Source organism: Jeotgalibaca sp. A127 (genome assembly GCF_052266745.1).
In the GTDB taxonomy this organism is placed as follows: domain Bacteria; phylum Bacillota; class Bacilli; order Lactobacillales; family Aerococcaceae; genus Jeotgalibaca.
The window spans coordinates 252521-266090 of record NZ_JBQPRC010000002.1 but is presented as its reverse complement, the minus strand read 5'-3'; the positions used below and the strand labels follow the sequence as shown (position 1 = coordinate 266090).

At 42.4% G+C, this 13570-nt stretch carries 11 protein-coding genes; 1 reads left to right on the top strand and 10 read right to left on the bottom strand.

The annotated features are described in order from the left end of the window. Positions 1-169: 169 nt before the first annotated feature. From ftsH to pth, 10 genes are all read right to left on the bottom strand, one after another. Entirely contained in the window at positions 170-2254 is a 2085-nt protein-coding gene (ftsH, locus tag ACTVAI_RS03460; RefSeq protein ID WP_443472413.1) for an ATP-dependent zinc metalloprotease FtsH, read from the bottom strand. 121 nt (positions 2255-2375) lie between these two features. Continuing rightward, on the bottom strand, positions 2376-2915 hold the full coding sequence (hpt, locus tag ACTVAI_RS03455; protein ID WP_443472414.1) for a hypoxanthine phosphoribosyltransferase: 540 nt from the start codon (positions 2913-2915) through the stop codon (positions 2376-2378). An 18-nt stretch (positions 2916-2933) separates the two neighbouring features. Continuing rightward, positions 2934-4280, bottom strand: a complete 1347-nt coding sequence (tilS, locus tag ACTVAI_RS03450) for a tRNA lysidine(34) synthetase TilS (protein ID WP_443472415.1) — start codon at positions 4278-4280, stop codon at positions 2934-2936. A gap of 94 nt (positions 4281-4374) precedes the next feature. Further along, positions 4375-4872 (bottom strand): S1 domain-containing RNA-binding protein, encoded by a 498-nt coding sequence (locus tag ACTVAI_RS03445; protein WP_443472416.1) that lies wholly within the window; start codon positions 4870-4872, stop codon positions 4375-4377. A 73-nt stretch (positions 4873-4945) separates the two neighbouring features. Beyond that, entirely contained in the window at positions 4946-5374 is a 429-nt protein-coding gene (locus ACTVAI_RS03440; RefSeq protein ID WP_443472417.1) for an FtsB family cell division protein, read from the bottom strand. Positions 5375-5473: 99 nt separating this feature from the next. Further along, positions 5474-5743 (bottom strand): RNA-binding S4 domain-containing protein, encoded by a 270-nt coding sequence (locus ACTVAI_RS03435; RefSeq protein ID WP_443472418.1) that lies wholly within the window; start codon positions 5741-5743, stop codon positions 5474-5476. Next, positions 5733-6437, bottom strand: coding sequence for a MazG nucleotide pyrophosphohydrolase domain-containing protein (locus tag ACTVAI_RS03430; protein WP_443472419.1), 705 nt, complete (start codon positions 6435-6437; stop codon positions 5733-5735). Before ACTVAI_RS03430 ends, ACTVAI_RS03435 begins: the two co-directional genes overlap by 11 nt. Beyond that, positions 6418-8028: a putative polysaccharide biosynthesis protein gene (locus tag ACTVAI_RS03425; protein ID WP_443472420.1), complete on the bottom strand. Its 1611-nt coding sequence runs from the start codon at positions 8026-8028 to the stop codon at positions 6418-6420. Before ACTVAI_RS03425 ends, ACTVAI_RS03430 begins: the two co-directional genes overlap by 20 nt. Continuing rightward, a complete protein-coding gene (mfd, locus tag ACTVAI_RS03420) occupies positions 8018-11545 on the bottom strand; it encodes a transcription-repair coupling factor (RefSeq protein ID WP_443485885.1) in 3528 nt (1175 codons plus the stop codon). Before mfd ends, ACTVAI_RS03425 begins: the two co-directional genes overlap by 11 nt. Positions 11546-11591: 46 nt before the next feature. Further along, on the bottom strand, positions 11592-12161 hold the full coding sequence (pth, locus tag ACTVAI_RS03415) for an aminoacyl-tRNA hydrolase (protein WP_443472422.1): 570 nt from the start codon (positions 12159-12161) through the stop codon (positions 11592-11594). A 182-nt stretch (positions 12162-12343) separates the two neighbouring features. On the opposite strand from pth, the gene ACTVAI_RS03410 reads away from it, so the two are divergent. Then, complete coding sequence (locus ACTVAI_RS03410; protein WP_443485884.1) at positions 12344-13315, top strand: L-lactate dehydrogenase; 972 nt, start codon at positions 12344-12346, stop codon at positions 13313-13315. The last annotated feature ends 255 nt before the right edge of the window (positions 13316-13570 follow it).

Sequence of the window (13570 nt, the reverse complement as noted above, 5' to 3'; positions counted from 1 at the left end):
GAAATAACTCCCAGCCCCCTCTATTTAACCGAATATTTGCTTCGTAAACGTGCTCAAAAGGCAGCCCCGGCGTCACTTCACGAATAATGCTCAGATGGTCTGCGACCATCTGAGCATTATTCGCTCCAGTGATCCGGGGCTAAACGCCTTTTTCCCACTCTCAACTTTTTTATTTTTCTTCTGAATTTGCTTCTTCCTCAGGAGTTGCTTCTTCACTTAATTCTTCACGTTTTTCAGCCACTTCTTCTTGGTGTTCAGCTCTTTCAGCTTCTTTCTTTTCACGTTGACGTTTCGTCTCTTCAAAAGATGCTGCTGTTTCACTTGGGTATTCTTCACTGCTGTTTTTAGCAGGCATTTCGCCTGTTTCAAAAAGACTCTTGATTGTTTTCTCATCCAATGTTTCAAGCTCCAGCAGTTTTTCAGCAATCAGATTCAGTTGTGAACGGTGTTCAGTAATAAGTTCACGTGCTTTATCGTGTGCCTCACCCATGATACGGCGTACTTCTGAATCGATTTGGTAGGCGATATCTTCTGAGTAAGCACGTTTGGAACCATAATCACGCCCAACGAATACTTGGCTATTGCCTTCATATTGGACCGTACCTAATTTATCGCTCATTCCATATTCCGTTACCATGCTGCGAACTAGGGCTGTAGCTTGTTGGAAGTCATTACTTGCTCCAGTTGTTTGTGCATTGAAAACAATCTCCTCTGCCAAACGCCCACCGAGTAACCCAACAACTTGTTCAAACAGTTCTTCTTTCGTCATTAAGAAACGGTCTTCTTTAGGAAGCATGATGGCATAACCACCAGCACGACCACGAGGAACAATCGTAACCTTATGCACAGTACGAGCATCGCTCAAGACCATCCCAACAACCGTATGACCCGCTTCATGGTAGGCTACCATCTCACGTTCACGTTTGCTGATGACTTTGTCTTTCTTGGCAGGACCAGCAATAACGCGGTCATGCGCTTCGTCAATATCCAACGCATCGATTTTCACTTTGTTGCGACGAGCAGCTACTAGAGCAGATTCGTTCAACAAGTTTTCCAAATCCGCACCTGAGAAACCAGGTGTCTGTTGCGCAACAATTTTCAAATCAACATCATTTGCTAGTGGTTTGTTACGTGCATGAACTTTAAGTATTGCTTCACGGCCCTTAACATCCGGACGACCAACCAAAATTTGACGGTCAAAACGGCCAGGACGAAGTAAAGCAGGATCCAGAACATCAGAACGGTTTGTTGCGGCAATAACGATGATTCCTTCATTTCCTTGGAAACCATCCATCTCCACCAACAATTGGTTCAGGGTTTGTTCACGTTCATCATGACCCCCGCCCATTCCGGCTCCACGTTGACGACCCACTGCATCAATTTCATCAATAAAGATGATGGCTGGAGCAGCTTTTTTAGCATTTTCGAATAAATCACGGACACGGCTCGCACCGACACCAACGAACATTTCCACAAATTCTGACCCGGAAATTGAGAAGAAAGGTACGCCAGCTTCACCAGCTACTGCTTTAGCAAGCAATGTTTTACCAGTTCCTGGAGGTCCTTCCAAAAGAACACCCGCTGGGATACGCGCTCCCAAAGCGGTAAAACGACGTGGATCTTTCAAGAACTCAACAACTTCAACAAGTTCTTGTTTTTCTTCATCGGCACCAGCAACATCAGAAAAACGAACTTTAACATTTTTCTTGGACATATCTTCAGACTTCGTTTTACCAAAGTTCATGACATTACGTCCACCGCCACCTTGGTTACCACCTTGTCCCATCATCATGTACATAAAGAATACAAAAATAATCAATGGTAGAATTGTGAATAAAAGGCTGATCCAAGCTCCAGATTGATCTTGTTCCAAAATGGTAAGATCAGTATCCGTTTGTTCCGCTAAATCACCGATTTTGCTAAGTGTTGTATCATTCGGTAATACACGCGTACGGAATGTTGTCGTGGACAAGTTTGTATCATCAAACAAAATCAAGTCACTTGCACTTGATTCACTTGTCACTTCTCGCTCTTCGCGATACTCACCGACGATATCCCAAACACCGGCACCTGGTTGCATCGTGAAGTCCTTGATTTCTTCATTTTCTAAATCACGGATAAATTCCGATGATGTGACTGCTTGGTTCGTCTGGTTCCCGACACCTCTGGTCATCATTGTGACAACACCGATGACTGCCAGGAAGATTAGAATCCAAAAGCCACTACTTTTGAAAAAATTACTGTTTTTTTTCATTTGACCCTCCTTGCAGATACTATGCCTAGCAGGCGTATATCTAATTTTCTGTAATCATTCAATTTCTTTATAAATGTATCTAGGTCATCATATCATAACTGACCTATTTTAACTATCGATTTTACTTGTAAACTTCTTCTTTTAATACACCTACATAAGGAAGGTTTCTGAATCTTTCGATATAATCCAAACCGTAGCCAACTACAAACTCATTTGGCACATGAATCCCTACCCAATCCGCTTCTAAATCAACAGCACGGCGCTCTTTCTTGTCCAAAAGCGTTACGATTTTAATGGATTTTGCTTTACGATAACGGAAAATATCAATTAAATAACTCAATGTACGGCCAGTATCGATAATGTCTTCCACGATCAAAACATCGCGGCCTTCAACGGAAGTATCCAAATCCTTGATGATTTTAACATCACCACTGGATTCCATTTCTGCACCGTAGCTGGTAACGTCCATAAAGTCCAATTCCAAATCGCATTCCATCGCACGGGACAAATCAGTCATGAACATGACGGCACCTTTTAAAATACCAATAACCAAAGGGTACTTATCTTTGTATTCCTCTGTTAAAGTCTTCCCTAATTCTTTCGTTACCTTGGCAATTTCTTCTTCTGTGTATAATACTTCTTTAATATCTGGATGTATCATGTCGCACCTCGTTTATATTTATTTTTTTAAGTCGTAATCGCCGATTTCATGGAGCCAAATTGAGGTGGCGTAACCGGGTACGAGTAAAATCTTACCGCTATAATCAGTTACTACCCACGCTTGGTCCCTATCTTCGTTCGGAATTTTGTTATCGATGAAAATTCTGGCTATTTTTTTTGTAAAAGGCTGTTTTTTGTTTAGTTGAATGGCGTCCCCATGCTGCCAATTTCGAACGATCAAGGGAAGTACCACTTCTTCTGCTTTTAGTCGTGCGATGGTTCCATTTTCCGACGCATATGTAGAAGATAAAAACAAACCTATTTTACCATTAAATGGTAATTCTAACCATTTATTTAGTTCCAATTCTTGATTAAATTGTAATTTGTTTAATTTAGCCGTTTCAGTCAATTTAAAAGTGATTAAATCATAGCGTCTCTGAACAGTACCACCAATAAGTGCGATTTCCGCTTGTGGTTTTCCTGCCACCATCAAATCCAGGAGTTGCTGGGTATGTTGCCGTTGTGTCGTCGCTTCCCACACATTGGTCAAAAAATAACTGAGAACCAAGCGCTGCATTGCTGGTGGTTGCTCAAGGAATGCCTGGATGGATAACACCCAATCCTTTCCGTTTTTCTGAAAAAGTTGTTTAGATGCTTCTTTTATAACTGGTGTTGCAACGCTCAGTAAATCCGATAATTCATCCGAAAATTCACCAAAGTGGCGCGCAGCCTGTTCATTCTCCTGCTTCAACAAAGGGACGATGGTATTACGGAAGCGGTTGCGGGTATAGTCCGAGCTGAAATTGCTCTCATCCTCCCGGAATGGAACCGCATGTTCCGCACAGTACGCATACAGTTCCTTTTTCTCAAAGGCAAGTAAAGGTCTTACCAAATGACCAGTCGCAAAAGAACGAATTCTTTGAATGCCCGCATAGCCCGGTAAGGTACTTCCTCTTGCCAGTCGCATCAAAATGGTTTCCATCTGGTCGTCCGCATGATGTGCGGTTAAAAGGAGTTTGCTGTTTGTGGTTGCCATTTGTTCTTTGAAAAACTCATAACGGAATGCCCGCGCTGCTGCTTCGATGTTACTTTCGGGATGCTCAGTCCAGTGTTTGACTTCAAGTTTCAAATGGTGTTCTTCACAATAATTGTGCACCAGTTGATAATCTTTTTCCGCTTCCGTCCGCAAGTGATGGTGGATATGGAGCACGGTCATTTCCGGTCTTTCATTAAATGGTAACTGTTGCATGGCATGCAGCAAGGCCATTGAATCCACACCACCGGAAACAGCCAACAATACTTGGTCCCCTGCTTGCCAATAACCATGGAAAGCATTGGCTGTTCGAAGTACTTGCGTAAGAGTCATCCTGCCCACCTTCCTTTCGTCAGTTACTGAAAAAGAAAAAAGAGGCGGAACAAATAGGCTTTCACCCTCGTTCATCCTCTTGTTATAGACTTAATTAGTTACGTCTACCGCCACGTCCGCCACGTTTACCTTCAGTGTTGCGTTTCAATGAAGTCAAGCGATCGTCGCTCTCTTTCAAAAAGGCGCTCATTAAAGAATCAAAGCCTTCTTTTTTAGGTTCTTTGGCCTGTGGTGCACGATCACGGTAGTCTCTTCCTTTATTGTATGAAGGACGGTCTTCTCTTGGTTTGTTATAAGATGACGTGCTGCGTGGAGCTGGTTTGTGTTCACGTTGTGGTTGAGAACCTTCTTCTGTATTTTCTTGCGCCTTGCGAATTGATAATCCAATCTTTCCATCTGGTGCAATAGTTAACACTTTAACGTTTACTTCATCTCCAACACTTAGGACATCATTAATATCCTTTATGTAGCTATCGGAAATTTCACTGATATGGACAAGTCCTGTCTTTCTATCTCCTAAATCGATGAATGCTCCAAAATTTGTAATACCAGTTACTTTCCCTGCTACAATCGTACCAACCTCAATTGACATAAAAAAAGTGTTCCTCCTTAGATTTTTGTATGCTTATTATAGCATGTTACTTCTTTAAATAGTAGTTGCGAAATCAGTTTTCGCCTTCAACTTGGCTTGCTGCCTTGCTTTGGTTGTCTTCAGGCAAACTAAAGATGATTTCATTGTCTTTACTGAAATAATAGCGACTACGTGCTAATTTAGCAACGTATTCATCATCCTGCAACAGCCCCACCTGGACATTCAAGCTTTGGTTTTCTTTTTCCAATGCTTTTTTTTCTTTTTTAGCAACTGCAATTTGATCTTCCACTTCGCGAATATGTTCAATATTACCCATCAAGTTATAGCCCAATGGTAGTAATAATCCCGCTGCAAAAATGGCCAAACCAGTTTTTCTTCTTCTGGCTTTTTTGGATTGTAAGGTTGTCTGTTGTTTCTCTAAACTTTTTTCAAGCGTATAGTCATTATAAATTTGCGTAATGTTTTGTTGTATCGGTTCATTCTTTTTCCTGTTTCCTAGCATGGTATGATCCCTCCAAGCTGACCGTATACTGTTTTAAGTATAGAAGAAAACTGGGAGAAAGTCACGCTTCATTTCGCAATTTTTTTATAATGTTCCTATTCAATCTTCTTCAGGTTTGACTGCAGTCTCACTGATGATGGTATACATCTCTTGTGCTTCATCTTTTTTAGTGGTGTCGACGATTTTATCAATGCTGACGACCAGTGTTTTATTTCCGAATTGAATCGTCATTTCATCACCGACTTTTACGTCTGTACTTGATTTCGCTTGACGACCGTTAATGGAAATACGACCTTTATCACTCACTTCTTTTGCAACCGTACGACGTTTAATGATACGGGATACTTTCAAAAATTTATCAAGTCTCATTGTTATTCTCCTTTTCCTGCTTCTTGATTTTTTGCCACATGGCATCGATATCTTCAATCGTTTCGACTGGATAACCGTCGAAAACATGGGGATGGCGACGGCGAAGCTTAAGGTTGAGTGTTTCCAGTATATCTTCCAGGTTAAAATAGCCTTCTTGCTCAGCATGCCCGGCATGGTAGATGACCTGGAGCAAAACGTCCCCTAATTCTTCTATGAGGTTTTCGACATCCTTATTCGCGATTGCTTCTGCTACTTCTTCGCTTTCTTCCCGCAAGTACGGCATCAAACTCTCATGGGTTTGTTCTTGTACCCACATATCGCCATCTTGAATCGCATCCATATAATATTGGGTCGTTGCAAAGCTTCTCGTTCTTGCATCCAACTCCAAAGGGTGGACATAGAGATAAAATTCAGACGCCATCTTTTCCATTTGGTCCATTTCAAATAGGGACATATGCTTAATAGTAGCATTATTCCCGGATGTAACGGTCACGTTATGCTCGTCTGGATACTTTTCCATCAACTTAAGCTTCACTTCACTGGCCGTGAATTCGCCTTTTATGTGCATAATCACGAGGTGGCTTCCCAAGTCAAGCCGGTCTGCATCAAGCTCCTCCCCGCTAATCACTTGAAGTCCTTCTGAGGGATTAATCTGAAACGCGTCAATCAAGTCATCAATTTTTATCTTTCCCATCTGAAGTACCCCTTTTATTTACTAATTTTTTCATTAATTTCTTACCATAAGGAATGGACAACCATTCTCGGGTTGTAAAAAGTTGGAAACGGACAATGTAAATAAAAAATAATATAACGCCTACTCCAACTGTCACCAAAGCCACTACCGTTGCATTTGTCCTGCCTGGTTCCAACAATAGCCACAAAAGATGCTTGGTAACCGTCGCGCCAATGTATAAAATGCCGGCACCCCCCATTAATTTCACCAGGAAACGATCTCTTTTCCAAACGTTTCTTAATGGCAAAGGCAATTGCACGTTCATGAATATCACCATCGCCAATAAGCCCGCTATTGTAGCCACACTTGCTCCAAGTGTATCCCACCAAGGGACGAAGATGGTATTGGCAATAAATTTAACGCTTAAACCAAGGGCCAATGCTACCAATGTTAAAGCATATTGGTTAAAACTTTGAAAAATGGAGTGGTATGCCATCATGATTGAAGCCACCGCAATCGCAATAATATAGACCGATAGAACGGTGTTCCCACTACTATCGCCAAACAACATTTGGTTCACTTCCGGCAAAATAGCCAACAATCCCGCCACAGCCGCAAATGAAAAAGCAGCTGTCATCCGTATGAGTGATTTAGCGGCACGATGAAAAGATTCCATTTGGCCCATGGCGTGCGAACGACTCATCAGAGGAATGAATCCCGCTGAAAAGCCGGCCCCCACTACCATTCCCAACTGAACTAATGGCTGGCCGCGGTCATAAATACCTTTCAAGGATTTGGCCGCATCGGCGGCTATCCCGTTTTCTACCAACCCTTTATAAAGCGTAAAGGAATCAACCAACTGAAACAAAACCAGCATTGAGGTCAACAGACAGATTGTGATTCCTTCCGTCGCATAACGATACGCCAATTCTTTAAACGATAAAGGTGTTAATTCTTTTGAAGAAGGGGAAAGCGGAACAGCTTTTTTTCTTAAATAAACCAGCAGTATCCCTGTCGCCATCACGGCACCCCATGTTGCGCCACTCATAGCTTGGGCACCCATTGCGTACATATTATTGCCGTTTTTTGTAAATAGCCACGCCGCCAAGAGAATGATTCCTACCCGAATCAGTTGTTCCGCTACTTGTGAAACAGCGGTGGGTTGCATCCGGTAAGTACCTTGAAAATAACCCCGTAACGTCGCCAAAACAGGCATGAAGAGGAACATCCAGGATACTGCCCTAATGATCGGCATCAAGGCTGCATCTCCCATCGCTTGTGCGATTGTTCCAGCAAATCCGTAAATGCCCGCAAACAAAACCAAGGAAAAAAGCGTAAGGATCAGCACACTGTTTCGGATAAGACGGCGGTGCTCCTCTTCGGAGCCAGCCTGGGCAATCGTTTTTGAAAAGAAAACCGGGAAACCGGACAAGGCAAACGTCATGCCGATTCCATAAATCGGATAGATCTGTTGATACACGTATAGTCCCGTATTTCCCACCATGTTTTGAAAAGGCACGCGATAAACCGCACTTAATACCTTGGCAATCAAAGAGGCAATCGAAAGGAGCACTGCCCCATTCATCATTGTTTTAAGTTGTTCATTTTTCATCGGCAGCTACCTTTTTGTCTTCACATGCTTCCAGGAACAATTTAACGTAATCCATCCATGCTTGCGGTTCCAACTTCCGGATTTGCAATGAGATGGCCAACTTGCCTTTTTTCATGTTCACTTGCGCACGTAACGGCATACTGCTCAATGCTTCAAAAATAGCTGCTCCTTGCAGACGTTCTGTCGCTGCATCATTCATCGTCACCACAACTGCTTCATCTTGACGCTTAATGGACTCCACTTGTGCAAGTTCGGCAAAATGTTTAATCAGACCCACTTGTGCAAGCTGCGTGACTTCAACAGGTGGTTCCCCGAACCGATCCCGGAAGTCATCGAGAATATCGAAGTAATTATCTTCACCGGAAATTTGCTGGATACGTTTATATAAATCAATTTTTTGTTTTTCATCTGATACATAGGTGTTTGGAATGTAAGCATCCACTCCCAAATCTATCTCGACAGTGATTCGTTTCCGTTTTGTTCCAACCCCGCGTTTACGTTCAACTGCTTCGCTCAGCATTTCAGAGTACAAATCGAAACCGACTGAGTCGATGAAGCCGTGTTGTTGGGCCCCCAATAAATTTCCAGCCCCACGAATTGCCAAGTCACGCATGGCAATTTTGAACCCAGAACCGAGTTCCGTAAAATCTTTGACGGCTTTCAGACGCTTTTCACTCACTTCACTCAAGGTTTTGTTCGGTTGATACATGAAGTACGCATAGGCAATCCGATTCGTACGCCCCACCCGTCCTCTTAATTGATACAATTGGGACAGACCCATGTAATCGGAATTCTCTATGAAGAGGGTATTGGCATTAGGGATGTCTACACCCGTTTCAATAATCGTTGTTGTCACAAGGACATCATAGTTACCTTCCACGAAATCCATCATGATATTTTCCAATTGGACTTCAGTCATTTGGCCATGTGCGATGCCTACCCGGGCATCCGGGACCAACATGCGAATTTCATCCGCTTTACGTTCGATGGTTTCAACCCGGTTATAAACATAGAATGTTTGCCCACCACGTGCCATTTCCCGTTCGATGCCATCCTTGATGGCACCCGTATTTTGTTCCATGACGTAGGTTTGAACCGGATAACGGTTAGCCGGTGGCGTTTCGATAACGGATAAATCGCGGACACCCAGCATTGACATATGCAAAGTCCTGGGAATTGGTGTAGCCGTCAAGGTCAACACATCGACGGAAGCTTTTAATTTCTTCAATGACTCTTTGTGCTTCACACCGAACCGCTGCTCTTCATCGACAACCAAGAGCCCCAAATCCAAAAACTGCACGTCTTTTGATAACATACGGTGCGTTCCGACCACTATATCCACGCTACCTTTACGCAGGCCATTAATGGTTTCTTCTTGCTGTTTCTTTGTTCGGAAACGACTCAACAAGCCAATTTCGAATGGCAACTCATCGAACCGCTGCATCAGCGATTCATAGTGCTGCTGTGCCAGAATGGTTGTTGGCACCAGAAAAGCCGCTTGTTTGCCTTCGATCACGGCTTTAAAAATTGCCCGCATCGCTACTTCTGTTTTTCCATAGCCCACATCACCAACCAAGAGACGATCCATCGGTTTCGCTTTTTCCATGTCGGCCTTGATTTCCTGCGTACTACGCAGTTGGTCTTCGGTTTCCGTGAAAGGGAAGCGGTTTTCAAAATCGATTTGATCCGGGGTATCAGGCGGATAAGCATAACCTTTTTCAGATTCACGTTTCGCATACAATTCAATCAGTTCATCTGCGATATCTTCTACTTTGGAAGCAACTTTATTCTTGGTCTTCGCCCACTCTGTTCCACCTAATTTATTGATTTTAGGTGTTTTGGATTCTGATGAAACATATTTCTGTACCAAGTGCAGTTGCGTAACCGGGATGAATAATTTCGCACCGTCCTGGTAGACGATAGAGATGTAATCCTGATGGGCCCCATCCACAACAATGGTTTCCATCCCAGTATATTTCCCAATACCATGGTTAACGTGTACGACGTAGTCGCCCGGCGATAATTCGGTATAACTCTTCAAACGTTCCGCATTGGTCATTTTTTGACGACGCGGTTGTTTTTTCTTTGTTTTATTGAACAATTCTTTTTCTGTAATAAAGACCACTTTTTCCATCGGCATTTCAAATCCGCTTGCCATGGCACCGACAACGATATTCACATGTCCCGGTGTAACGGCATCATGTCCTTTAATGACGCTATCGATTTGGAAATCGGCAAAAGTCTGGTGTACTTTTTCCGCGCGTTCCTGATCGGGAACAATCGTGAAAATTGTCATGTCCTGCCGCAACCAACGTTCCATTTCGATTTTAACCATATTCATTTGACTAAAGAATTGAACAATCCCGCGGTACTGCAAGTTATGAATATCCGTAAAACGAATATTACCCAGTCCCTTTTGAAACAAAGAATAAAATATTTTGTTGTGGTTACTCTTCTTAACGACTTCACGTACTTCTACTGTCATTTTTTGTTTGGGTAGAATGGTTCCTTCATATTGTTTAGCGGCTTGCCAATCGGCTGCTTCCATATCTTGATTCTTATCTGATTCCAAAGTACGCCCGTACTCATCCATAATCAACAAAGCATTTTCAGGAATATAATCCATAATGGTTGTTTCTTCTTGATAAAGGAGGGATGTATACATACGTGGGTTTTCCGGTAAATCACCAAGCTCCAGTTTCTCCACCATATCGGTAAAATGCGTGGATAGTCGGTCCCGGACGCTTTCGTCTTTCACAGATTTAATGGCTTTTTTGATATTCTTCTCGATTTCCAGACTGCGCTTCGTGATGGTTGCTGCTGGAAACACTGAATCTTGCGCTGGCAGAATAAGTACTTCATCAATCGGGTTCTCGAATGATTTCTGAGTAGAAGGCTCGAAAAAGGCCATGCGATCCACTTCTGCATCAAATAACTCAATTCGAACCGGCTGTTCTTCATTCAAGGCGTAAATGTCGATGATATCACCGCGAATACTGAATTCTCCTGGTGAAGCAACCATCGATTTGCGTTCATAGCCCATCGCCACCAATTTTTCAGGTAACTTGTCATACTCCAGTTCATCACCAATTTTGAACGTCAAGTTATGGTCTTTCCAGACGGAAACCGGTGACAATAATTTCTTGAACCCTGCCGTTGGGATAATCACAATCCCCTTTTGGCCGGTTGTCAGGAAATGCATGGCCTCCACCCGTTGGCTACGGAATTCCGGCGATGAAAAAGCGAGTTCAACGGCCAGGGATTCTTCAACTGGGAAAAGGAAGACTGGTAAATCTTCTGCAATTTGGGTTAAATCCTCATAGATTTGGGTCGCCTGTAATAAATTGGGCGCCCAAACGACAATTGGATTTTTGATATTACGGTAAATAATGGATGTTAACAAGTTACGTGATGAACTGCTGATACCCGTTACCAATTGATTGCCATCATAACTAATTTGTTCAATTATCTTTTTGATGGCCGGTGACTGCTGCAGATAATTTTCTATATCTCTCATATCGTACTCCTTAATAGTGCGTAAATAGGCTCAGCCAGGGCTGAACCTATTTCTTGCGATTAAATTTATTCATCGTATTTAAAAAGTCATCATTTTGGATGAAATCGTCGATTGCCGTTACGCTATCTTTAACTGCGAACAACATATCTTCATGCACTTCTTTTGGAAAGGGGCTCAATACGTGCTGCACCACGGTCATATTTGGTGCCGGTCTCCCAACCCCAATGCGGATGCGGTTAAAGTCTTGGGTGCCGAGGTGTTGAATCAAACTTTTGATTCCGTTATGGCCACCGGCACTCCCTTTTTGACGAAGGCGAATACGTCCTGGTGGCATATCCATATCATCATATACCACTACTATGTCTTCTATTTCTACGCCGTAATAATCCATCAAAGGTCTGACGGCACGGCCGGAATCATTCATATACGTCATCGGTTTTACAAAGAGTACTTTCTCTCCATTGATGCGTTCTTCGGCATAGAAAGCATCGAATTTTGATTTATTAAAGGCTGCTTTATTTTGGTGCGCCCATTCATCAAGGGCAATGAACCCAATATTATGTTTGGTGTCGCTATACTTCGGTCCTGGATTTCCTAATCCAATGATCATTTTCATCTCTTTCACCTTTTCTCTAGAAAGTGGAAAAAGCTGGACGCAAGTCGTCCAGTCATCAATATAGTATATCATATCTGGTCTGAAAGCAAAAAGGAAAAACAATGGTCATAGCTGTCCGTCCGAATGAAATAAATGCTATAATAAAGATAGTATTCAAGAAATTGTTTAATGGAGGGAATGTTATGTCAAGAGAAGAAAGAAAGTTTGGTCAAAAAATCATTTTAATCGGTGATGGTGCTGTTGGATCAAGCTACGCCTTTGCGCTTGTGACGCAAAATGTTGGCCGCGAATTAGGAATCATTGACATGAACACCGCTAAAACCGAAGGAGACGCAATCGATTTGTCCGATGCGTTGGCATATACAAGTCCAAAGAAAATTTATGCAGCTACTTACGATGATTGTGGGGATGCCGATTTGGTTGTATTGACAGCTGGTGCTGCTCAAAAACCTGGTGAAACCCGTTTGGACCTTATCAACAAAAACTTAAAAATCTTCAAGAGTATCGTTGACCAAGTTATGGCAAGTGGTTTCAATGGTATCTTCTTGGTAGCAACGAATCCGGTTGATATTCTAACCTATGCAACCTGGAAGTTCTCTGGTTTGCCTACGAATCAAGTCATTGGTTCTGGAACATCGTTGGATAGCGCACGTTTCCGTCAAGAAATTGCAAAATTGGTGAACGTGGATGCGCGTAACGTTCATGCCTATATTTTAGGTGAACACGGCGACACTGAATTTCCAGTTTGGTCACACGCAAATGTTGGTGGTTTGCAAATGTATGAATGGATCAAACAAAATGGCACAGCTGTTGATGAAGAAGCATTAATTGACGCCTTTTATTCGGTTCGCGATGCTGCTTACCGTATCATTGAGAAAAAAGGCGCAACTTACTATGGTATTGCTGCCTCACTGGTTCGCATTACGAAAGCTATCTTCAATGATGAAAATGCGATTTTACCGCTATCCGTTCATTTAGCGGGAGAATATAAACAAAAAGATGTTTTCATTGGTGTACCGGCTATCATTAACCGTGAAGGCGTCCGTGGGGTTATCGAAATTCCATTGAATGAAGTCGAACAAGTCAACATGCAACTATCAGCTGATACTTTGAGAAAAGTAATCGAAGATTCATTTGCGAATTTGGATGCGTAAGAGTAATCAGATATGAACGGCCCAGTTTCCTGGGCCGTTCTTTTTGAGCTCTTGGAATTAAACCATTTGAATCTCATTATTTTCTTTAAATGGTTTAATTGAGCAGAATTAAACCATTTCATTACAATTTTCTACTTCAAATGGTTTAATTGTTCATTATTAAACCATTTCACTCTAAATTTAGTGGGCAAATGGTTTAATTAATTCACATTCATTTATTTTTACTCAAAAAAGAGGTTGAGCGCTAAATGCTCA